General features: G+C 43.2%; 20 protein-coding genes and 1 tRNA gene. 12 read left to right on the forward strand and 9 right to left on the reverse strand.

Annotated elements, in window-relative coordinates; all coding sequences use genetic code 11:
* Positions 1-7 precede the first annotated feature (7 nt).
* A complete protein-coding gene (locus tag HGH90_RS10120; RefSeq protein ID WP_145670824.1) occupies positions 8-1,102 on the reverse strand; it encodes a vWA domain-containing protein in 1,095 nt (364 codons plus the stop codon).
* A 173-nt stretch (positions 1,103-1,275) separates the two neighbouring features.
* Between HGH90_RS10120 and HGH90_RS10125 the strand changes: the two genes are divergently transcribed.
* A complete protein-coding gene (locus tag HGH90_RS10125) occupies positions 1,276-2,121 on the forward strand; it encodes a sugar phosphate isomerase/epimerase family protein (protein ID WP_145670823.1) in 846 nt (281 codons plus the stop codon).
* A 141-nt stretch (positions 2,122-2,262) separates the two neighbouring features.
* Positions 2,263-3,384, forward strand: a complete 1,122-nt coding sequence (locus tag HGH90_RS10130; RefSeq protein WP_168764108.1) for a Fic family protein — start codon at positions 2,263-2,265, stop codon at positions 3,382-3,384.
* A 66-nt stretch (positions 3,385-3,450) separates the two neighbouring features.
* Here HGH90_RS10130 and HGH90_RS10135 read toward each other — a convergent pair whose 3' ends face one another.
* From HGH90_RS10135 to HGH90_RS10150, 4 genes are all read right to left on the reverse strand, one after another.
* Entirely contained in the window at positions 3,451-6,684 is a 3,234-nt protein-coding gene (locus HGH90_RS10135) for a DUF2723 domain-containing protein (RefSeq protein ID WP_169190999.1), read from the reverse strand.
* 185 nt (positions 6,685-6,869) lie between these two features.
* Complete coding sequence (locus HGH90_RS10140; protein WP_168764106.1) at positions 6,870-7,163, reverse strand: putative quinol monooxygenase; 294 nt, start codon at positions 7,161-7,163, stop codon at positions 6,870-6,872.
* Entirely contained in the window at positions 7,160-7,987 is an 828-nt protein-coding gene (locus HGH90_RS10145; protein WP_145670820.1) for an S-adenosyl-l-methionine hydroxide adenosyltransferase family protein, read from the reverse strand. Before HGH90_RS10145 ends, HGH90_RS10140 begins: the two co-directional genes overlap by 4 nt.
* A gap of 208 nt (positions 7,988-8,195) precedes the next feature.
* A complete protein-coding gene (locus HGH90_RS10150; protein WP_168764104.1) occupies positions 8,196-9,008 on the reverse strand; it encodes an SDR family oxidoreductase in 813 nt (270 codons plus the stop codon).
* 191 nt (positions 9,009-9,199) lie between these two features.
* On the opposite strand from HGH90_RS10150, the gene HGH90_RS10155 reads away from it, so the two are divergent.
* The 10 genes from HGH90_RS10155 to HGH90_RS10200 all read left to right on the forward strand — a co-directional run bounded on the left by HGH90_RS10155 (position 9,200) and on the right by HGH90_RS10200 (position 19,180).
* Positions 9,200-9,272, forward strand: a tRNA-Lys gene (locus HGH90_RS10155).
* 251 nt (positions 9,273-9,523) lie between these two features.
* On the forward strand, positions 9,524-10,786 hold the full coding sequence (locus HGH90_RS10160) for a site-specific integrase (RefSeq protein ID WP_169191000.1): 1,263 nt from the start codon (positions 9,524-9,526) through the stop codon (positions 10,784-10,786).
* Between the two features lie 99 nt (positions 10,787-10,885).
* Positions 10,886-11,536, forward strand: coding sequence for a hypothetical protein (locus tag HGH90_RS10165; RefSeq protein WP_169191001.1), 651 nt, complete (start codon positions 10,886-10,888; stop codon positions 11,534-11,536).
* Positions 11,537-11,904: 368 nt separating this feature from the next.
* Entirely contained in the window at positions 11,905-13,164 is a 1,260-nt protein-coding gene (locus HGH90_RS10170) for a hypothetical protein (protein ID WP_169191002.1), read from the forward strand.
* Positions 13,165-13,324: 160 nt separating this feature from the next.
* Positions 13,325-13,603: a helix-turn-helix domain-containing protein gene (locus tag HGH90_RS10175; protein WP_169191003.1), complete on the forward strand. Its 279-nt coding sequence runs from the start codon at positions 13,325-13,327 to the stop codon at positions 13,601-13,603.
* On the forward strand, positions 13,603-14,502 hold the full coding sequence (locus HGH90_RS10180) for a hypothetical protein (RefSeq protein WP_169191004.1): 900 nt from the start codon (positions 13,603-13,605) through the stop codon (positions 14,500-14,502). Before HGH90_RS10175 ends, HGH90_RS10180 begins: the two co-directional genes overlap by 1 nt.
* Positions 14,423-15,103, forward strand: a complete 681-nt coding sequence (locus tag HGH90_RS10185; RefSeq protein ID WP_211172609.1) for a hypothetical protein — start codon at positions 14,423-14,425, stop codon at positions 15,101-15,103. Before HGH90_RS10180 ends, HGH90_RS10185 begins: the two co-directional genes overlap by 80 nt.
* Positions 15,104-15,456: 353 nt before the next feature.
* Positions 15,457-16,809 carry a hypothetical protein gene (locus HGH90_RS10190; RefSeq protein ID WP_169191005.1) on the forward strand — a complete coding sequence of 451 codons (1,353 nt, stop codon included), beginning with the start codon at positions 15,457-15,459 and terminating at the stop codon, positions 16,807-16,809.
* A gap of 170 nt (positions 16,810-16,979) precedes the next feature.
* Positions 16,980-17,552 (forward strand): hypothetical protein, encoded by a 573-nt coding sequence (locus HGH90_RS10195; RefSeq protein ID WP_169191006.1) that lies wholly within the window; start codon positions 16,980-16,982, stop codon positions 17,550-17,552.
* Positions 17,540-19,180 (forward strand): hypothetical protein, encoded by a 1,641-nt coding sequence (locus HGH90_RS10200; protein WP_169191007.1) that lies wholly within the window; start codon positions 17,540-17,542, stop codon positions 19,178-19,180. The genes HGH90_RS10195 and HGH90_RS10200 overlap by 13 nt, the downstream gene beginning before the upstream one ends.
* A gap of 179 nt (positions 19,181-19,359) precedes the next feature.
* On the opposite strand, the gene HGH90_RS10205 is transcribed toward HGH90_RS10200, so the two are convergent.
* The 4 genes from HGH90_RS10205 to HGH90_RS10220 form a co-directional block, all read right to left on the reverse strand.
* A complete protein-coding gene (locus HGH90_RS10205; RefSeq protein ID WP_169191008.1) occupies positions 19,360-19,596 on the reverse strand; it encodes a hypothetical protein in 237 nt (78 codons plus the stop codon).
* A gap of 67 nt (positions 19,597-19,663) precedes the next feature.
* A complete protein-coding gene (locus tag HGH90_RS10210) occupies positions 19,664-20,557 on the reverse strand; it encodes an SIR2 family protein (RefSeq protein WP_169191009.1) in 894 nt (297 codons plus the stop codon).
* Positions 20,547-21,362, reverse strand: coding sequence for a hypothetical protein (locus HGH90_RS10215; RefSeq protein WP_169191010.1), 816 nt, complete (start codon positions 21,360-21,362; stop codon positions 20,547-20,549). Before HGH90_RS10215 ends, HGH90_RS10210 begins: the two co-directional genes overlap by 11 nt.
* A 3-nt stretch (positions 21,363-21,365) precedes the next feature.
* The gene (locus tag HGH90_RS10220; protein ID WP_169191011.1) at positions 21,366-23,456 is read right to left on the reverse strand and encodes a hypothetical protein; all 2,091 of its coding nucleotides are present in this window, start codon (positions 23,454-23,456) and stop codon (positions 21,366-21,368) included.
* Positions 23,457-24,080 lie beyond the last annotated feature (624 nt).

Raw genomic sequence — 24,080 nt, forward strand, 5'->3', positions numbered from 1 at the left:
TATATGTTTAATAGAACTTTCTTTTCCCGTTTTCGAAGTCCCGGAAAAGGAATTGTCCCAGTTTATCGGTCCCGGAAAAGAAGGCTTTACCGTTATTGGTTTCTGTAAATTCCTGTACAAACTGCTGCAGCCAAGGGTCGGTGGCCACCATGAACGTAGTGATAGGAATCTTTAATTTTTTGCATTGTGCGGCCAGGTTCAGGGTACGGTTCAGTATTTTCCTGTCGAGGCCAAAGCTGTTCTTATAATATTGCGACCCAATCTTCAAACAGGTGGGTTTACCATCTGTGATCATGAAGATCTGTTTGTTGGGATTACGCCGGCGGCGCAGCAAGTCCATGGCCAGTTCCAGTCCGGCTACCGTATTGGTATGGAAGGGGCCCACCTGCAGGTAGGGCAGGTCTTTGATTTCGATCTGCCAGGCGTCGTTCCCAAAAACAATGATATCGAGGGTATCTTTGGGGTACCGGGTGGTGATCAGTTCTGCCAGCGCCATGGCCACCTTTTTGGCCGGGGTGATCCTGTCCTCTCCATATAAGATCATGGAGTGGGAGATATCGATCATGAGGGCGGTAGACGTCTGGGTTTTGAAATCGGTTTCCTTCACTTCCAGGTCGTCCTGCTGGATCGAAAAGCTGTCGATACCGTGATTGATCTGGGCATTCCGGATGGAAGCAGTAATATCCAGCTGATCTACCCCGTCGCCGAATTCAAACGGGCGGGTTTCGGCATTGAGCTCATCGCCCATGCCCGATTTGCGGATATTATGGTTGCCGGTAGCCGATTTTTTGAGTTTACCGAAAATTTCTTCCAGGGCATTTTTACGGATGGTTTGTTCTGCCTTGGAAGTGATTTCTATTTCGCCGCTTTCTTCGTTTTCGCGGATATACCCTTTGTTTTTCAGCTCCTCAATAAAGTCGCCTATACCATATTCCTGGTTGGTGAGTTGGTACTGGTTATCGAGCTCGGTGAGCCATTGCAGTGCTTCTGTCACATCCCCGCTGGTGTAGGTAAGAAGTTGGGTGAAAAGGTCCAGTAGTTTCTGGAAGGGTGTTTTCTTGTTATCGTCCGGGTTGAACCTGGTAAATTGTATTCCTCTCATAGCACGTCTTCTGGATTAAATTTACCACTTTTACGGGAATGAAGAAAGGGGGGAGAGAAAAGTGACCACATGGTAACAATTGCCGGCGATATAGGCCACGGGGTAATTTCTTCTCCGAAAACTTGCATTTTACCCTGAAAGCAATTACTTTCAATCATCAAAAAAATAACTATATGAAAAAACTGAGAAATGCATTAATGCTGGCAGGCGGCCTGGCTGTTGCATTATTTGCAAAGTCCGCGGCTGCGCAAAGCAGGGCAGATGCATTGGGCTGGAAGCTGGGAGCGCAGGCATGGACATTTAATCATTTTACCCTGGCGGAAGCGCTGGATAAGATGGATAGCTGCGGTATCCAGTATGTGGAAGCTTTTCCCGGACAAACCATCGGTGGCGGTATTGAAGGTAAATTCGACTACCATATGTCGCCCGACAAACAGGAGCAGGTAAAAGCCCTGTTTAAAAAGAAACACAAGGTATTAATGGCTTTTGGCGTGGTAGTACCTACTTCTGCGGCAGAATGGCGTATGCTGTTCGATTTTGCCAACAGGATGGGTATCCAGAGCATTACTTCTGAACCTAAAGAAGAAGACCTGGACCTGATTTCTTCCCTGTGCGACCAATACCAGATCAAACTGGCGATCCACGATCACCCAAAACCCAGTCATTACTGGAACCCCGACATCGTGCTGGCGGCTATCAAAGGCAGAAGCAAGCTGATGGGTGCTTGTGCTGATATCGGTCACTGGGTACGTTCCGGCCTGGATCCGGTAGAGTGCATCAAGAAACTGGACGGTCATATCATAAGCCTGCACTTCAAAGACCTGGATAACAAATCACCTGAATCTCACGACGTAGTTTGGGGTAACGGTGTAAGCCAGATGCCTAAAGTGCTGGAAACACTGAAAAACCAGAAGTTTAAAGGACTGTTTTCCGCAGAGTACGAGTACAACTGGGATAACAACGTGCCAGAAGTGAAAGCCAGCGCTGCTTTCTGGAGAACGATGGTGAGCAACCTGTAGTTCCTAACGCTCCGCGAAGATATTGTCCGGAGGTCATGGGTAGTACCATGGCTTCCGGATTTTTTGTTTTAGATAGGTAATGCGGAGATTAGGTGGGCTATTCTCCGCATGTTTTGCGGAGAATAAATAGTACATTTGGGTATGGCACGTTACATACATCAGTTAGGGGATTGGCCTCACTTTCAGTGGAATAGAGAAGAAATCAGCCAGTTGCTGGCAGGGGTCCGCCACCGGCAGGGGCGATTATTGGGTTATATGGAGGCATTAGGTTTCGACTTGCAGTCAGAAGCTACCCTCACAAATCTGACACTGGACGTGGTAAAGTCCAGTGAAATAGAAGGGGAAGTACTTAATTCCGACCAGGTGCGCTCATCCATAGCCAGGCAACTGGGAATAGAGATAGCAGGCATGGTGCCTGCCGATCGCCACGTAGACGGCGTAGTGGAAATGACGCTGGATGCCACCCAACATTATGACACGCCATTAACTGCCGACCGGTTATACGGATGGCATGCTGCCATGTTTCCAACAGGCTATAGCGGCATGTATAAAATCTACATAGGCGGTTGGAGAAATAATACTAAAGAAGATCCCATGCGGGTGGTTTCAGGCGGGATGGGAAAAGAGAAAGTGCATTTCCAGGCGCCTGATGCAGATAAGCTCGATGTTGAGATGACCCGGTTTTTAGCATGGTTTAATGCACCAGCAGCAGAAGACCCGGTGGTCAAGGCAGCCATCGCGCACTTATGGTTTGTAACGATTCATCCTTTTGACGATGGTAACGGAAGGATCGCCAGAGCGATAACAGATATGCAGCTGGCCCGTGCTGATGAAAGTGCGCGACGGTTTTACAGCATGTCGGCTCAAATAAGAATAGAAAGAAACAGCTATTATGATATCCTGGAAAGTACGCAGCAGGGAACGCTGGATATAACAGATTGGCTGACCTGGTTCCTGCAATGCCTGGATCGTGCATTAGCATCGACTGATCAAATATTAATTACCGTTATCAGAAAGGCTCACTTCTGGAAAAATCCGGTTACACAAGCGCTCAATAAGCGGCAAATACTCCTGCTGAACAGGCTACTGGACGGGTTTGAAGGAAAGCTTACTTCTTCCAAATGGGCAAAGATTGCGAAGTGTTCTCAGGATACGGCGCTTCGGGACATTCAGCAATTGCTGGATCTGTCTATTTTGATTAAAGCAACAGGAGGAGGGCGGAGTGCCAGCTATGAGCTGAGTGAGGCATTGTGGGAAAAATAGCCCTTATATAAAAAGAGGAAGGCCTCACGCTGTAGCGTGAGGCCTTCCTCTTTTTATATAAAATGATTACTTGGCAGAATCAGGCGCCTTGGTACCGTTGGAATCTTCCTGGGAATTTACCTGGATTAATCCTTCTTTATTTCTCTTAGTACCATTTACACCGAAATCGGATTTCATCTGGCCTAACCAGGTGATGAACTGCTGGGCATTCTGGCCATCGCGTTGTAAGTCGTTGGTCATTTTGCTGGCAGGGAGGGAAGCGTAGTAGCGTAACTGCTGTTCGCAATCCTTCACCACTTGCGCCGACAGCTCTTCTGCTCTCTTCGCATCACCGGCCATGTAGTAAGCATAGATGGTTTGGATGGAAGTGTAGTTGTGCATGTTACCTGGCGTAGTCATCGCATAAGGGAAGTTGGTTTCCATGATGTTTTTATCCATGTAACGGAGCACGTTGAGGGCGCTGTCTTTAGACTTGCCTTCCTGTGTCATGGCTACCGACAGTTTAGTAAACGCCTGGCGGAGGTACATGATCATTTTCCTGTTAGGCTCATCGAAGTAGGTACCGCGGATTTGTGCGCCACCGAATTCGAATTTATGCATCAGGTTATCATACATTACCCCTACGTTAGCGTTGATGTCCATACCCAGCGGGTCTTGTGCGGTTTGCTTAGGCAATGGCACCAGGTGATAGGTAAGACCATCTGTTTGCAGGTATTCGTTCAGGCCCAGGTCTGTTGGGCTGGTGAAGTAGATCGGACGTTTCCAGTTGTTGGTAGCAATGATATCGTATACCGCAAGGTCATTCTTCAACAGGAAGTTTTTGCTGATCTTAAACGGCATGGAAGGCAGGATCTTCGCACTGTCTTTCGCTGCTACCACGTGGTTGGCCAGTACGGCTTGTTTATCTACCGGCACATACAGCTGACGGGTAGGCAGGAAGTTTTCAGAGCCGCCATCTTGGGTAGTCACTTTACTGTTTACATCATCACTTCCCATGAAGGTCATGATTTCTTTCAGGTTAAAGGACTTATCGGCCGGAATATTTCCCGGATCGAAGAAGCGGATGTAGTTGCGGTTTTCACCTTTGTATTTATCCGGTGTCCACGACATCTCCACGGCAGGGCTTTGGTTTACGGCTCTGCGCATCTGGTCAATGTACCAGTCAACCCCGAGGAGGCTGAGGTTAATTACCCGGATATCCGGACGGATGCCTTCTACTTCCTGTGCATACCAGAGCGGGTAAGTATCGTTATCCCCTACGGTAAACAGGATGGCATTGGGCTGGCAGGATTCGAGGTAATCTTTGGCCACATCTCTTGCTACGTATTTGGTAGAACGGTCGTGGTCATCCCATTCCTGGAAGGCCATCAGCACTGGTACTGCCAGCAGGCACACAGCGGTAGCCAGGGCAGGAGAGAGGGCGCTTTTGGTTTTCTTCTTCAGGAAATTATATACAGACAGTACTCCTAGTCCTATCCAGATAGCAAACGCGTAGAAAGAACCTACATAGGCGTAGTCACGTTCACGTGGCTGGTTACCGGCCTGGTTCAGGTAAATAACGATCGCTAAACCGGTAAAGAAGAACAGCAGGGATACGATCAGGGTATCTTTGCGGTGGTTGTTATATTGGTAGAAGAATCCGAGCAGACCCAGGATAAACGGCAGGAAGAACAGGGTGTTGTGCGCCTTGTTATCTTTCAGGCTGTCTGGTATCATGGACTGATCGCCGTAAATCAGGTTATCAATAAATGGAATACCGGAGATCCAGTTACCATCTCTTACGTTACCATATCCCTGGGTATCGTTTTGTTTTCCGGCAAAGTTCCACATGAAGTATCGGAAGTACATGAAGTTCACCTGGTATTGGAGGAAGAACTTGATGTTATCGCCGAAGCCTGGTTTTTCGCCTTGCTGCAGTCCCAGCCAGGTTCTGTAGTAATCGGCATGGCCCTGGTCGTTGCTGGCATCCCATACACGTGGGAACAGCATCATATCATCCGGAGCATACACCGGGTCCATTTTTTTACCGGATACTTCATACTTCTTAGCGCCACGGGCGTAAATGTTACCGCCTTCCTTGTATTCCGTAGGACGTGCGGTGAACACCTGGCCATATACCAGCGGGAAATCGCCATATTGTTCACGACCCAGGTAGCCTACCAGGGAGATGGGATTATCTACGTTGTACATATCTACAGACGGATTGGCGGTAGAACGTACCATGGTAGTTACGTAGGTAGAATAACCCAGCAGCATAAACAGCACAAACAGGATCGACAGGCGGCTGGCGTGGGTAGTTCTGATAAAGTCCAGCTTTACACCTACCATTTTGAGGAGGTAAGGGATGGCCACGAACAGGGCAGCCAGTACTATTTTAAAGAAGATAGTACCGCCGCTCACGTCGTTGAAAGCGGGCACCAATATAATGGTAGCGATAACGATCAAGGGGGCATAAAGCGCGAATTTCGGCTTACGGTAACCGATGATCAATATAGCGGTGATTAAAGCGAAGTAGAAGATAAAACCGGAGAAATAACCCATTCCCAGGCTATTTACGAAGAATACATCCATATAACCGGATGCTTTCACCGTGTCCTGGATCAGGTATTTCTGTACGATGCCGGTAAGGCCGCAACCAATTACAAAAGCCCAGAAGGTACCCCAGCCAGTTACTTTATAGCGTCTGAAGTAGTACACCATTACCATGGCAGGGATGGTGAGGAGGTTGAGCAGGTGCACACCGATAGACAGACCGAGCAGGTATCCTATCAATACGATCCAGCGATCGGAGTAGGGTTCATCTGCTTCATGCTCCCATTTCAGGATAGCCCAGAATACGATGGCGGTGAAGAAAGAGGACATACCATATACTTCACCTTCCACAGCGGAAAACCAGAATGAATCAGAAAAGGTATAAGCCAAGGCACCAACGATGCCGGCGCCCATGATGGCGATCATTTTCTCGCGGGAAATTTCTTCCCCGGCTTTCACCATGAGGCGGCGTGCGAAGTGGGTGATGGTCCAGAAGAGGAACAGGATAGTGAAACCACTGGCCAGTGCAGTCATGGTGTTTACGCCCAATGCAGCCTGGGAGGGTTTCAGGAACATACTAAACAATCTTCCAAGCAACACGAACAATGGTGCTCCGGGCGGGTGGGGGATCTGTACTTTATAAGCACTTGAAATAAACTCGCCGCAGTCCCACAAGCTGCCTGTAGCTTCCATCGTTTTAATGTAAACAAAGCAGGCAATGATGCAAATGACCCAGCCGACCATGTTGTTGGTCCTTTTGAAATTCATAAGGTTGTTTTAAGGTCCGACAAAAATATAAAAAACAGCAAATTATGCTAATCTGGTGAACAGTTTTAACTTTTTGTAAATATCTTTTTAATTGGGAGCCTTTGGCTACTGGTTTTCAGCATCCTGTTTTGCGTTAGCGGGGGATATTAAAAAACCATTAGAACTCAGGTGGCTTCTGCCCCGAATTACAGGCTAGCGGCGGGTGTAACGGTCCAGGCAGCGGGTTTGGCATTAAAAAGCGGCTTGGTGGCGGCCCAGGTTTCCCGGAAGAGGGGGGACTGCCGGTAGTTTTCAAGTGCGGCTTCCGATTCCCATTGGCTGAAGGTAAAAAAGGTGTTCCCGGAGGCGCCATGTTCCCATAGCTCCAGGTGCAGGCAGCCGGGGAAATTCCGGATCTGTTGCTGTTGTTGGGTGAAGAGGGCCCGGAAGGTAGCTACTTTTCCCGGGTCAAATTCCATTTTAACGATACGGTTGATCATTGAAAAATTATTCTTACAGTTTGGTAGTATGACAGTTGCTGGTAGCCGGCGGGCTGGGTCAGCTGTTCCCTCCGGAAGCCCTGGAGGCCAAAGAGGCCGGCGGCATTACCTTTATTGATAGCGATTTCGAGATAGCCGGCGGCATTGAAAATGGCTAGCTTGGTACCTTCCGGCACATCGGCGTAGGTTTCGCTGATCTGGCTGATCACCTCATCGCGGCGGAAGAAGATGCGGAACTTGCGGCCTTTGCACTGCATATCGAACTGCTGCCGGGTGATGTTGACCACCACATTTTCGAAGCTGTCGATATGAATGATCTGGCCTTCTATAAAGTCTTCCCCCACCAGTGGCTGCAGGTTGTTCTTTACCTGGATCTGCTGGGTGAGCGGTCCCAGTTCGCCGAGGGCCTTGCCCCGGCTTAGCTCCCTGGCAGCAGATGCCAGCAGCTGCAAAATGGTAAACGTATTTTTAGGCGCATCGGGCGGAAGGGGCAATTTGATCACCTTCTCCGGCATACCTCCCGCAATCATGGTGAGCAGGCCATTATCGGCACAGCCGATGTACTGCCCATTATGTTCTGCTACCAGCACATGATCGGGCCTTTTATCAAATAAGTTGATTAATACAAAGTGAAAGGTACCCAGCGGGAAATAGGCGAAGGCACTTTTACAGATGTAAGTGGCCTGTGGTAAGTTAAAAGGACTGATATGATGGGTGATGTCGGTAACATGACATTCCGGGCAGTATTGCCAGAGCTGCCCTTTGATGGCACCTACCAGGTAATCCTGCATCCCTATGTCTGATGTTAATGTTATGATGGACATGCCCGAAAATCTAAATCCAAATCCCTATGTTCAAAAACCCGTTCTCACCTTTGTTCATTTCAGAATGGCAAGTTTAAATGTGCGCTTTCCTTCCAAAAAAGATGCCATGGGGGTTACGTGACCTGAACTTAGTGCAAATAACGATAAAAAACCCGAGGCGATCGTATTTTGAACGGAATTTTTTCCCACTAACGTCAACGGCTGTCTGCTACTGTAACGGAGAACCTGGCTCCTTTTTAAAGTGATTAAAAACTAATCCATCCAATACGCCCGGCAATATCTTACTCAGGAACACGGTGAGCTTTCCCTGGCCGGTAAGCACCAGCGTACGTTTGCGCTTAGCAATGGCTTTCGTAATTTCTGCCGCTACAGCCTCGGCACTCATCAGCTTCCCTTCATCCAACGGCGTTTCACTCTGTGCATTGCCCTCCGGATTCAACGCCGTATTACGTATGTTCGACGCGGTAAATCCAGGACATACCCACATCACGTTAACGCCTGTATGTAAATTTTCTGTGCGCAGCGCCTCGAGGAAACCCTGCATCGCAAACTTGGAAGCCGAGTAGCCAGTGCGTCCCGGTAAACCCCGGTAGCCCGCAATGGAAGACACACCCACAATGGTACCTTTGTTCGCCAAAATAGAAGGAAACGCAAACTTGGTACAATATACCGTACCCCAGAAGTTAATATCCATCAACGATTTCAGCACCTTGATATCCAGGTCACGGAACAACGCCCGCATAGAAATCCCCGCGTTGTTAATCAACACATCTATCTTCCCATACTTCATCAGCGTGGCATCAATAAACGCTTTACAATCCGCCTCCACACTCACATCTGCCACAAAGGTAAACAGCTGTTGGCTGCCTAGTTCCTGTTGCAATGCATCCAACGCCGCCTGCTTGCGGCCACATACCGCCACGGTAGCGCCCTGTGCCAGCAGGTCAACGACCAGTGCCTTACCAATTCCTGAAGATCCGCCGGTAATGACTACCGTCTTATTCTGAAAGTACGTATTCATGGGTATAATTTAGCGACACAAAAATAGGTGAGTAACATCAATTTATTATAAGGCATTTACAGAAATGTACTGAACTATTTTGGGTGGTTATGCGTTATAATAATCCGTAGCAGCGGGTTCACGAATAATTTTGAATAAAAATTTGGCAGGAATAAAAATATTCCTATTTTTGCAACCGCTTAACAGCAAAGGATTCCGTAGCTCAGTTGGTAGAGCAATACACTTTTAATGTATGGGTCCTGGGTTCGAGTCCCAGCGGGATCACTACTAAATCATCAAAGGAAATTAAAGCCGCTTAAATCGTAGGATTTATGCGGCTTTTCTGTTTTTAGGATAAAAAGATAAATCATATCAAACGATTTTGAGAGTCTACAAATTCGTCTACAGTAAAATTTTTTAATTTACTGTAGACGAATTTTTCTGAGATGCTTACCGGCAAAGGGTTTGACGACTTGCAAACCAAACTAAAAATCACCAAACAACACCAAAAATCGGTAACCAAAACTTAGTAGACTATGAAAGTAAGTCAAGATTTATCAATCCTCTTTTATCTCCGGTACGACACCATGAACCCCAGCGGCAAAGCAACCATCTGCGTTCGTATGACTGTTACCGGATTACCTAAAGATGGCTTTTCTATCGGCTATCAGGTTGACCCTTCCAAATTTGATAAAAGAAGCAGTGCTGTAATTGGCAGATCTGCGGAGGTTATTGAAATCAACAACCAAATTCAGCACGTTAGAGGTGAGCTGCTCAGGCACTACAACCTGTTGAAGAAGCAGGGATCAACCGTTACACCCACCATGATCAAAAACGCTTACCTGGGCGTTCATCAGGAAAAACAAACCTTGCTGCAGGTCGTAGATTTTCACAACGGGAAGTTCAAAGAAAAGGTAGATAAGGGAAAGCGGGAAAATAGCACCTACAAAAAATGGCTCACCACAAAGGATAAGATCACAGCTTTTCTTTCCGGTGTTCTCAAAATGAAAGATATCCCGCTTGAAAGAATTGAGTTTTCCTTCGCTGAAGATTTCTTCGACTATCTTACATTGAGAGAAGGTATCCAGGACAACACCGCCATGAAATACCTGAAGAATACCAAGCAGCTGTTAAAACTGGCGGTCCAGCGGAAATGGTTACAGTGTAACCCCTTGCAGGATTATGTATGTTCCTATATCAACCCGGAGCGGGATATACTTACCGTTGCAGAACTTAGTACACTGTATCACAAAGAATTTTCCATTCCCCGCCTGCAGGAAGCAAAAGACGCCTATGTGTTCATGACGCTCACCGGCTATGCCTATAAAGATGCACAGCTACTTACTCCCGACAGTATCGCTAAATACTTCGATGGCGAAGACTGGATCGTGAAGAATAGAGAAAAGACCTGGTGTCGCGAAAACGTTCCCCTGTTACCGTTAGCTAAAGAGATCCTGCGGAAGTACCGTGAGCATCCGCATTGTGTAGCCAACAATGTACTGTTGCCCATCAAAAGCAATCAACGTTTTAACGGGTACCTCAAAGAAATATCTGACCTCTGTGGCATTCGGAAGAACCTCACCACTCACACGGCGCGGCATACATTTGCCACCACCGTAACGCTGGCCAACGGCGTACCGCTGGAAACAGTCAGCGCAATGCTGGGGCATAAATCCATACGCACCACACAGATCTATGCTAAGATAGTGGCTAGTAAGGTTAGTGAAGATATGCAGGTATTAAAGCACCGGTTTAGCCTCAAATTGCCGGAATCCATGCTGAGCAAGGCTGTAGCGTGAATCTGACTTATCAAAGCAGACAGGCTGGAAGGCCCGTCTGCTTTGGTAAGTATCTGATTAAAAACTTAATTTATTAAATTGGGTTAAAATTTAAAAAGATTGGAAAACAAAAGTTCACAATGGTTAAATAAAGAAACTGAAGAAGGGATTATGTTTTTTACAGATATGCTGGACAAGCTTCACTTAATGGTAACGAGCGATGTAGATTTTTCTGGTCCTATTTCTAAAAGAAACGCATCACAAAGACATACCCTTCGTGACGAAATAAATCTTCTATACCAAATTAGTGCGCTTACAACGATATCGATACTAGATTTAATGACAGTTTGTAGGGGGATAAATAGTGCAGCAAATATTGATTGGTTAAAGATATTCTATGTTAAACAGGGGTATCTCACCATATACGAAACAATTACGCACTATGACAAAGAATATAACAAATTGTTGAATAAACTAATTACAGAAGATCATCCACTTTTAATTGTAGATTTTAAGAATTTTACAAATGGGTTTAAAAAGTTCAAAACCAACTATTCTTCAAGATTAGCTTCAGTTCGAAATAAAATTGCAGGTCATATTCATACAAATTTCGTTGATTATTATTCAACGGTGGCAGACTTTAAAAAGGAAGATCCTATTGCTATTATTTCAACCTTTCTTCAAATATTAACTGAACTGCAACAGTTGACTATTAGAATACTGCCAGAATCGATCAATAAAACACCCCTAAATATTAAACAGGACAAATGATATTCTTAAGAGGCATGTTGGGGCATAAATCCATACGCACCACGTAGATCATATGCTATGATAGTAGCTGATAAGGTTAGTGAAGACATGCAGATATTGAAGCACCGGTTTAATCTCAAATTGCCGGAATCCATGCTGAGCAAGGCTATAGCGTGAATCTAACTTATCAAGGCAGATAGGCTGAAAGGCCCGTCTGTTTTGGTAAATATCTGATTAACAACTCGTTAACATCTTGTTCTTACCCAATATGTTTTATTGCAAACCCTGTTGATACTTAGTGTATCACAACCCCAGACCCCGATCATGTGATTTATGAATGACCATTACGCAACCAAATCCATACTCGCGCACATTTTAAAACCAATAATATGCAGCAGTATTACCCATTATCCTTTTTTGAAAAATTTATTCACGTTGACCTGCAACAAGCATCAACCGAACAAAAACACCCTGACGAACCGTTCTACACACAAGCCATTAAGGACATCATCAACGAAAAAAACAAGATCCTGGAATGCACCGGCAACCATTTGTACGACCTCCGAAAGGAGAAGCAGATAGAATGGTTCATACAACAAAGCCAGCGACAGCTGGTCACACTGATGACCAGCGTAGCCAAAAGCCTGCCGGCAGAAAGTCTTGTCGATGACGCCAAGCCCGCAGTAAAAAATACCTGGTCAAACCTTTACAAAATTCTCTACCTCCATCTGGCTGAACTACTGACACACCTTGAACAAAAATTTGAACGGTACCTCGACATTAACTGTAAGGTTCCACCATCCTACTTGTTAAAAGCCCAGGCGAAATTCCGGGAAGATGTAGAGCTGCTGAAAGCTGGCTTCCTATCCTCCGGCGTAGACGAGCAGTTGCAAAATGTTGTATTCATGCCCTTTCTGCAACTAACAAAGAGCATCCATACCAGTTCCCCAATCACTTACCAGCAGCTGCACTATCTAACAGAAATGAACAAACGGTTATTTCAGTTACTCGATGTCAGTGGAGAGCAGGCAGTATTTCCGCAAAAGCTGCACGAGCTGTTACTGTTTATTAATTTCAACAACGTACACTATTTTGAATACTGGTGTATTATGATCACCGAAGACCTAACAACATTTCCCACCTTCCGGGAAAAGCTGGAAAGGCTGATGTTTCTCCAGAAGAAGATTAGCCAGGCCACCCAGAAACCTGCGTTTGTATTCAATTCCCAACGTCCTCCGCTGCAACATAAAATGCAATCGTGGCTGGCAGAAGAAATTGTTTACCACAAGGAAATCAACGCCACATCAGGTGGAGCGCACTTGCCGGAGGAGTTAAGCCGCTGGAAGGACTTTAAAGTGCAAACCAATTTTTCGGTCCCGCAAATCGGCCATATTCTAAAGTTGTTGCTGGATAGCGGTATTTATGTAAACAAGAATAGGGCGGAAGTCCTGGACTTCTTTTCCTATTTCTTCACCTCCGTTAAGCAGGATAGTATTTCTTCCAGCAGCCTCCGAAACAATTTCTACAACGACAATGCCGCCGTGTCAAAGTCTGTACGCGATCTCCTCATGAAGTTGGTCAATCAATCGCATAAAGGCTTAAATGTAGTCGCCTGCCTGATAGCGGATTGTTTCCTGCAACAGTTCTGATTTTACCTATCATGCACCGATTCTAATATTGCGAAAATAATTATATCAAATTATTTCCTTTGATAATCAAATAGTTACAAGGGGTTGTAAAACCCCTGTAACTATTCTTGCGTGAGTAATAATTTTTCTTTTGCTGCCATAACAAACAAACCCAAACCATATGGCAGCAGAAATCCTCACACGCGAAGATCTGGCGATCTTCAAAACAGAATTGTTCCGGGAACTACGGGAGCTCGTCAGCGCCCCGGCCCTCCAACCCAAAAAATGGCTTAAAACTTACGAAGTCCGCGACATGCTGGGCATCTCTCCCGGCACCCTTCAAAACATGCGTATAAACGGTACGCTGTCCTTCACCAAAATCGGCGGCTTAATCTTCTACGACTACGACGACATTCTCCAGCTGATGGAAGGTACCCGGAAAACCGTTAAGCGTTCCTGATGCCGGCGCCAGCAGCTCATACCAACTACATCAAACATCTCAATGCTTTCTTCGCACAGGTGCGGAAAGAAACCCGCTTACAGGCCAATCATGTAAGCCTGTACCTGGCATTGTTTCAGGTCTGGAATCATCACCGTTTCCAGAATCCCTTTCCCATCCTGCGCGAAGAAATCATGAGCCTTTCCTGCATCGGCTCCCGGAGCACCTATGTACGGTGCCTGAAGCACCTGGACCATTGCCGTTACATTATCTACGCGCAGGCGCGGCAGGCTTACGCCGCCAGCTACGTGTCCATCATTCCCCTGGCCGATTTTATCGCCGATCCTCACCCTGAACAGCTGTTTCTGTTTCAGGATAAAAAGGCCGCCCCCATGAGGCCCCAAAGTGAGCCACATGACCTGCTCAAAACTGGGCCACACATGAGGCCCAATAATGGGCCTGACACATGGCCTAAAACTGGGCCACATACAGGCCCAAAAGTGGGCCACTTTAATAAACATATAAACAATAGTAAACGTGGGGGAGAAAACAGGCTCTCGCCCCCAACAAAAAAAAATAAAAATGAAACTGAAAACCTCCCGCACGATCCGGATGCACCCAGCGCGGAAAATTCAGCCGGCGCCGCGCGGATTCTTCCTTCGCTGCCCGAGGTGCAGGAATTCTTTGCCGCCTGCCGGTACCCGGAGGTGGAAGCCGGCAAATTCTTCCACCACTACCAGGCCAACGGCTGGCTACAAGGCGGCAAAACGCTGATCACCGACTGGCAGGCCGCCACCCACAAATGGATACTCAACATTCACCCACCCAAACCCAAACATCATGACAAACATATCAGACCATCAACCGGGGCAGGAAGGCTCCACACCAATGAAGACAAAAGCTACTCAGAGCCCCTATGATTACTATCAGCTCTTCCAACAGCTGGAGGAACATGGAAAGAATATCTACGGTCCCCGGTTCTGGCTCGATGATCTGGACCGGCCGGTGGTGGTCAAGCTACTGGCCTACTTCCTGCAGGATGAAGCAATAGCCGCTGCCGAAGGGATCGACTTGCAGAAAGGGATACTCCTTACCGGTAAGATTGGATGCGGTAAAACCTCCCTTATGACGCTTATGAGAGCCCTGGCGCCGGAGTCATACCGGCCGCATATGGTTTCCTGCCGGCAGATCAGCTTTGAGTTCAGCAGAATTGGTTACGATGTTATCAGCCGGTATAGTACCAATGCCTTTTTCCCGTATACCAATGTGCCGCGGGTGCATTGCTTTGATGACCTGGGAGTTGAGCAGACAGTGAACTACTGGGGAAACAACTGTAATGTGATGGGGGAGATACTGCTGTCACGGTATGACTTGTTTATCTCCAATAAGATGCTCACTCACTTGACAACGAATTTGAACAGCCAAGAGCTAGAGGAGGTGTATGGGAATAGGTTGAGGAGCAGGATGAGAGCGATGTTTAACCTTATTGCATTTGCTTCCAACACTACTGATAAAAGATGATAATCTAATTGCATGCAATTGTTTATGGCATTATCAGCCCTTAATGCGTAAGGTACCCGATTATCGAAAATCTCTGACCCTATATCGTATTGGGGAATTGCAACAAGCCAAATGATAAACTAAAATTGTATTGATGGAGATTGTCGGTATTGATGGGAAATATTTATATTGTGTTAAAGCTTTAATGTTTTGTTTATTCATGCGTTGACATGGAAATAGTCACCTATTTATTAAAGCTGTGCGTTAGTTAGGCAAAAATTTGCCATCTTCATTTACACGCTTTAGCTTGATGTGATTAGGAGGCAATGGGTGCCAACCTGTACATCATAGAAAGTTCAAAAATTGTCTATAGAATGGATGTGAACTCGTCATTATTGTCAATACTATCAATTGAGGTAGAAGGTATCGAACATATCTTCTTTATGTATGTCAAAGAGATCCATGAGAAGCCCCCGGAAGCAATACACTGGTACAAAGGGCGGGGTGAAGATGGAAAGGCGCAACAGTTGTGGACCGAGAGGAAAATACGTCAATGGCTGGCAATTGGCAAGAGCCCTGAAATTAAAATTGTTTTCGATCAGCTAATGTGTGACCAAAGCTGGACTATGGTTACGTTAAAAGGAACATCTGTAACCTTTCAAATAAATCAATACAACCGAGTGTCCCAATCGGACGACGAATTACTGGCGCGAATTCCTGGAGTGAATCCATCCACCCCCCCCGCTGTATTGTATTATCAGACGGACTTTGATCCGTCAATTTCATTTTTAGTGGATGAACATACTAACTGTCGGTTTATTGATGGTACAGAATATCATCAAGATATTAAACCTATATATCCGTCAGGTTTGTTAGGGGAAAATAAGTTATACGAATATCTGAAGGAAAAAATCATAGCTGTTTATGAGCCCAAAGAGATTTTCTTTCAAATGGCGGAATCAAAGAACACAGCTTTGGATAAAAAAATTACAGGATTTATCCAATCTGACAAGGTATTTCGTACAGATCATTATGTCAATATTCAATTTAAGGACGGCAGCGAGAGTATTGGAAAGGCGGATATTGACCCTGTAACTGGAAGGTGGGAGATTTCCGTTGAGGAAACTTATGGAAAGGGGAGGTATCTGGTTATTAACAGGAAGACCGGGCGACCAACTTTTGGTGAAAACTACTTTATAATTCAAAATATGACTTTTTCTGACCATGTGGCGAGAACTATACTCACCGACTTGTTTGGTCGACAAATCATACTGTTGGAAAATGGGAGTGGCGAAACTAGTCCGCCTGTGGATGCCTTAAATTGGGATTATACACTGTATCCTGATGCAACGCAGGCAGAGATCGAGTTGAGTGATAAAATAGCATCCGTATTGTTGTCGTTGGGTAGATCTATTGTTATAAGTGATCCATATTTTCTAGGAGATTTGAAAGAAGTTGACAAAAAATGGACGTTCGCTTCTACTGGTCAGAGGCTGTTCTTTAATGCATTGATTACGGCTATTGGTAAAGGTGTTTTACGAGAGATTACTCTAGTGGGAAATTGGGGAAGGGCAAATAGTTATGTAGAAGGTAGTCAGACGGATTTCGAGCGACGTTATCAGATGCTAGCTGCACTTATTCAAGGTACATTCAAAAGCTGGCCCGACAAACAATTGGATCGGTTCGAAATGGTTTTTACAAAGGGCTCATTTCATGATCGCTATTGATTTGGGCTATTGGAAGCCAATAGACGTTGTTATCATGTTTCTAATAGTGTTAATGGTAGCTTTGAGCAAAAAGAGTTTTCCATAAAGCGGCTTGAGGAGATTGAGGCATATAAACAAATTTCAAAAATCGAAAATCGGATAAAAGATCTGCCACGCACAAAATTAATTTGATGGGTAAATACTTCGATCATTCACATTATTATTTCCGTGGCCCCGCGGCTGATAAGATGGAAGATGTGAAGGACTTCATTGCATTAGAACTTTTTCCGACAGGCGGCGATGCATATTATATTATGGATCCTTATTTAGACGTTGTGGCTTCCATACAAGAGCCTTTAGTTAAGTCAGAAATTGAGGCAAGTATTTGGAGCTGGCTGATGGCTGACCTGTGTACTCCTGGCACAAATTTTCAGATTATAACTAGGATGCCTGTTGATGGAATTATCAAAAAATCAGCATTCCCACCGTATTCACTGACCAGTAATAATTTGCCAGGAAATCCCAATATCCAGGTATGCAAATATATTGATACAAAGTATTGCTCTATGGGGCTACATGATCGTTTTATTGTACATTGCTATGAAGGAAAGTTTAAAGGGGTGCATATAGGTCCCAGCTTGGCTGATATTCGAGATAAGGATGTTTCGGTGACTATTTATACAGAAGATGCTGCTCGTGCGGCCCATGAGGCTTTTAATAATATTTGGGAAGCTTGTATAACAAATAAAGAATGGCGGAAATAGTTTTACTACATGATGGTTTTACCAACCTTATTGAATCTGTGATTAAGTCGGAGACAATTGATCTGGAGTGGCCGAAAAGTGCATTTGCAGATGGACTTTTGCCTGGCGGCTGGATAGTTAAGGAAAGTTGGAGAGATCCTTATCGACCAAATCCAATGGAGATTGGCAATTTCTATGTTATAAATGAGAATGACGATAATATGGAGAGTTATAAGCTACTACAGCGCTTACTTTCAAATATTATTGCCAAGAACGAGTATGAGGATGGCGGCATGTTATCAATTTTGTATTTTCTTCAGACGATTGACTTTGTATCTAATGATAGTATCTTTAATTATCAGCGGACTCTCGCCGATTTGATTCCAACAGAAAGACGTGTGAAAATGTGTAGCATTTTAATAGATCTGCTAAACAAGTATTATCACTTTGGTAAATCTAGAGATGTTGAAATCTACGGTTATAAGGAATATGAAAATCTATTTCGTTATATACAGTACGTGGATCAGCACGAGAATCCCACAAGAATGCTATCCCGATTGTTACGCTGGTGGAAAGAGTCAATTCCTACTTTGTCATTGGTTTCATGCATGTCACCTGATGTGCGTGTGGGCGTATTTGAGTTTCCCATTGATGTCATGATGTCTGAGTCATCATTTGTCGCCTTTTTAGAGAAGTTTCCACAGGAGGCTATATTTTGGGAAGTTGTAATGATGAAACCCCAGGCACTTGAGGTAGATTGGTATACTCGTAGAGTATTTGAATTGTTTATACAAAAACGATGGATGGACATTGGTAAGTATTTATTTATGCAGATCCATATTCCCAATCATAGGAGTAGGATTATGGGGGGATTTCTACCTGTTTTGTTGTCGGTGTTTGATCAGTATATTGGACCGCAGTTTACAACTGAGGGACAAGATAATGAAATAGTTAAGTCTGTAAAGTCATTTACCACCGAACTACCAGCAATCGGAAGTTGGTTATGGAGATATTCAGGTATGGCACCGTTGTTATCAGTTAATAGTGCAACTTGCAATGCGCTCTGTGTACTGTTGACGGACTACCTACAGAACATCATTGTGTCTTTACCTCACTACTTAAACAAAACTAAAGATGTATATGCTATATGGTTTAGAGAGATCTATGACTCGGGTGTTCATGTAACATTACAGATGTTGCAGCTTTCGATTTTGGCCGCTGACGAAGGAAATTGGAAAAGGCTATTCAGCGTATTCAAAACACTGTGCTTTGAGTGTCGTTGTTATTTCTATGGTGCATTTCAGTCAAAGTATGCAGCAAGGTCGATAGCGACCCATCTAATGACGCTACTGGTTACGAATACTTCTCTTGAGGATTCGAGTGGGGTTGCTGCAATGGAGCGACTGCAGATGTTATCAACGATTTTTAGTGAGACGTTGGCGCTTCATTGGATATACCTTAGTGAACGAGATCCTCTGTTGTATGAGCCGGAAAAAGCGAATGTGATATTGTCGAATATTGAGCTATCTTATGTATTAGAAAAGCTTCCCAAGATACCGGTAGTTTATCATGGTTATATGACCACTTTGTTTGAGACAATAGAGGGTTATAGGACTGTTCCTTGGCCTTTACCCAACCTTAATTTTTAAATGTTTGATTAGGTTTAATAGCGCGGACTTAAACTACTATTCTGGTATGAGTCTGGACTAGGTTTGTGAGTAGTTTTATTCCGGGTAACAATGAGTCCAGTTATGAATTTTAATATAAAAAAAGCCGGAAAATGTCTTCCAGCTTTTTTAGTTATCTTGATAAATTTGAATAGACATAATTACTTGGATAAATCACACCTTTGGAATATTTCAGTTTGATTCTCATCATTATAAATAAAATATCCCACGATATCAACATTGTCTTCTGTAGTTGAAATAGAGGGTGTATGAGATTTACCGCTTTGTCTCATGAATACATTATCATACCCATTGCGTTCCCAAGTAGACTCAGGTTGTTCAGGCACACCTTTAAAGAGAAGCCTTTCAAATTTTCTTGTGATGCTAGAGGAGTCCATGATTATTATAATATAATGTATTAGGGGCAGCAAATTTAATTAAAAATAAATAAAAAATTGAAAAAAATTATACTTGAGATGCTCTTTGTGATATTTTCAAAATATAATCAACTATTTGTTCTTCATTTTCAATGCATTGTGGGATTATATTTTTTCTTAAAAATTCTTGTTTTTTACTGTCTATTATTGGATCTTTTATGATCCATATACCTAGAGGGCGCTCGGTCCATGTTTTCTTGCCCACATTGACAAGCAAAGGTGATAGGGCTCTATCAGATAATGTATTAGCCGACATTCCAATAAATAAGCAAATCCCCGTGCTTAACATATGTCTAGTCATTTCGAACCAGGCATTGTTCTCATCCCCTAATCTTGAGTCTACAGAATCCATGCTCAGTATTACAAAGTCGCTACTACTTTCGCTAGAGAGTGGATTAGGGATAAAGCCGTGAGGATGGTAAATTCGTACGTCCTCAGAACCTTCTAGTTGCGGTAGTTTGTATACGGTTTTAACAACAAATCCAAAAAGACTTAAAAACCACTCTAACATATTGTCATAGTTTAGAGTCACGACTCTTGTCACGTGTCCTCTCTTGCTTCCCATTAACAAGGCAGAAACTGCTACTAATAGATGGTTGTTCAACACTTTATCGAGGGACAATGAATCAAAGTTCATATATAAGTATTTCTGAATTAAACGGATTAATTCAGTTTGTTCCAGTACCTCTTCGACTTCATCCACAGCAGTTTGCATCATGTCTGCAGTACTATTTTTATCAAGAGGTGGAAGGTTAACTTCCTCACGTAGCAAATTAACTAGAGTTAACCAATTTGGTAAACCAAACCCCATAGATGTACCTGATCCCAGAAACAGAACTAATTCTCCTTCCTTAAGTTTGTGGGCTAAGAAATCAATAGAGTTGTCTTTATCGAGTAGTTCTGTAAAGTGGTTACTTTTCATTTATATTCCCAATTGGATTAGTGAATGTGTAGTCAAGACAGCGTTGCTTTTTCAACAGGTTAAACATGTGAGGTATTGTAAAAATGTTATTACCATTTCCATGAATATAGAGCTTATAGTTTCCATAGTGATCTACATGGATTATTGACTTCGTTTTAGGTATTTCTGAGTTATCTGCATTATATGTTGTGAATCTTAGAGCACATTTTTCGAGTTTGCATTCGTCACGTTCTATCAGGTCTTTAAATGTCTTTTTATATAGCCATGACTCTAGAGGTTGTTCTCCATCTAAATTGATTGAAGTAATATTTGTTTCTCCAGTTAATGTTAAGTCTATTGATGAGAAATGACTAGAATATAACTTATAAACAAAGTCATTTTCGTGGTTTATTTTAATCAATTTATTAATAGTCGCTTTTGCAAAACTACCTTTTGATTTTATGATTGAGGATTCAAACAAATTTTTAACTATGAACTTAGCCAATTGCTTAAATGGAAAACCTATTACCAGGATGCCAGACTTTTTAAGTTGGATTACAAACAGATCGTATTGAAAAGGTGGTTCACCGTTTTTATTTATTGAATAATCAATTTCTCCGTTATAATATGAGGTTTCTGTTATTATTCGACTTTGATCAACAGTAAACTCGTTGAAGTCGTGAGAGCGAATCTTTTTCCTTTTGCTGGAGAAGCCTGAATCCTTCCAGAAGAGGTCAGGAGAATAATCGGACTCTACTTTCAATGCAATAAGATGAAAGTAGCGTTGGCCAGAAATAAGATCAAAGTAAACCGACTTATTTTCCATAAACTATGTGTTTGAATTTAGAGCCAAAAATTGTAAAGATGTTTCTCTTTCTAGATCATCCAAAGTGGTTCCTCCTGTTAACTCTTTAATCATCTTGTCAAGAAGATAGGAAACAGGCGATAATATTTTTTCATCATTAAATCCTTCTGGAATATTGTATTTAAATGTTTTTTCTGAGGCTTCTTCTTGGTTGTCTATTTCTTCCCATTTAACGAATTCATCATTGAATATTGCACTTCTAACCCCATTTGATATAAATATTTGTGTAACTAGGTCTACAATAATTAATGAGGCATTGAATGAATGAAAATACTGAGTTTTTAGTATAGTTTCATCATCGAGGATCTTTAGTACAGAAATTATTACCGGACTATTTAATTTTGTATCGGTGTATTGGTTTAACAATTCTTTCAATTTGTCTACTGATTGATAGAAGCGTGGATAGCACTCTCCTTTCATTGTTGATGCTATTGTCAATAGGCTTCTTAGTATATATTGTCTTAGGTCGCTGTTTATGTGAGGGACAGCAACCCAAGAGCACCAAATTAGAGGAATGTAAACTGATAGTCGACTTGCATAAAAGTAGTTTAGATCCAAAATGTGAACAAAAATCTCATTTATATTTCTGTTTTCATTTTCGAGTATATTCCAAAGCTCATTGGAGTCTTTAGGTATTTTTAAAGCAAGCTTGTTCGATTTTTCGTCTACCTTCGCTGATAGTGAACCATGGGTAAGGGTTCTACAGCAATATATAAAAATTACTGCTCTTATCGAATCAATTAGCTTTTCGTCACTGAGACGTTTATTATATTTGTTGATAAAACGATTGAAGAAGTCAATGCGAAGCTGATCTACGTTTCTACTGTCATCCCCATAGAAAATTGCTGAAATTAGTTTCCTTACGTGACCGTGTAGCATTTCATGAGTTACTGTCATTAAGCTCCATTCTAGACTTGCTCCACTCGTTATAGATTGTATAGCTGCTGCAATAGAATATTCTGTTTCTCTGAATCCAAGTCTGCCGCTGAAATATGGCAGTTTGAAATATGGTTCTTCATTTTTTTGAGAATTTGCCAACGCTGTAATGGAGCTTTTTATCCATTGATTTGAATCGTAGTTAGGTAAGTCCTCTGTCCCACTTAGCCCCGGTGCAATTTTCATTAGATTAATTATCACGTCGCTAAACTCTACGCGGGAGAAGCAGTGCTCTATGAATCGGGCAATGTTATTTAAAGCTAAAATAGCACTACCTATGCCTAATAAACTATTTCGACGAATTAGGCTCCTTCTTTCTAATATTGGGATTGATCCGGAAAATGCTTGGGTAGACACATAAGATAATGCCGAGTTGATTTGAATGATTCGGTCTAGGTTTTGATGCCTTATTAATAGATTTAGCCGTTTGTCCTGAAGGTGAGCTTGGGAATATTCACTAAGGCTGGGTGGGATGGAACCAGTCAATTCTGTAATGTAAACCAATTCACTAATTAAAATAACTACATTTTGAATTAGCTTGTTGATTTTATCAACTTCTGATGGCATTTGACGTTGAAGTTTAGCGTTAAGTAAATTAATTGTAACAATAAACTCGTCGATAATCGCACGTTCAGTAAGTTGTAAGCAATCGTAATTTGGGAAATTATTAATTTCTCCTGTGGGCAGTTCTCCTTTATCTATTGGATAGGCTATTGATTGGATCTTCCCATTTTCTATTTTCCAAATCTCACTGCCGATTGCCTTATTGCTTATGATATCTTCGAATTCAGAGATAATTTTCGTGTCATCAGTGATTAAGATTACAGATGCTAATCCTATAGAAAAATAAGTACTGCTTATCAATTCTTTGGTGCCTCTTTTCTCAATTAAACCTAATATGCGATAGCTATTTTGAAATTCAAAAAAGTGTATAGATGTATTACCAATAGAAGTGATATTTATTTCTTTTGCTAATGGAAAAAGTGGACTAATCCTGAAAGTTTTGTTGTCATTGGATATTGGTGCTGTCTTCTCGAAGCTGATGGAAACATTGGGATATACATTGTTTTTAGGCCATTTTGAAAATTCTTCTTCGTCAAATACAATTTTTAGCCACATTCAAATTTTATTTTAATGGTAAAAGTTTTAGAATGACTACTTGAGGTAGGGTATTTATACTATCCCGAGAGGGAAATTTATAAGGAAGTTCTTTGAGTATACTCATAAAGGGAATTTTGGTTGCTTTTAGGGATTAGATACTCAATATAGAAAAAAATAATCATACTGAAATACTTTTTGAGTTTAATACCGTCTGTATGAAGGTGATATAAGGAGGTAAGTATTAAATAAACTTGCGTTGATCAATACGAATATTATTATTTATAGGGTATAGCTTTTAGAGATCGGCTTAATATGGGTTAAAAGGTCTCACTGCGGCGTCAGTCGGCAAAAAGGGCGCCAGGCCCTCGCTTGCCCCTTCCGCTGCGCTACAGGGGCTGCGCTCCGTCCTGTCACCCTTTTCGCGCTCCCTCCGCCTTCGTTCGGGCAGCTCCCGGTCTGGCTAAGGGCTGTTTTTCCAATTGGAGGCCTTTATGCCCGCCATCCCTCCGCTGCCCATTTTGTCCGCCCCCCGCCCGCCACCCCCGGCCTTTCATTTTTGATTTTGCCGTCCGCTGGCGCTCCCGGCCAGACATAGGTCGAAGGCGCGGCCAGCTGCGGCTCGCCCTCGCTTGGCCCTTCCGC

The organism is Chitinophaga sp. Ak27 (assembly GCF_012726295.1).
Lineage (GTDB): Bacteria > Bacteroidota > Bacteroidia > Chitinophagales > Chitinophagaceae > Chitinophaga.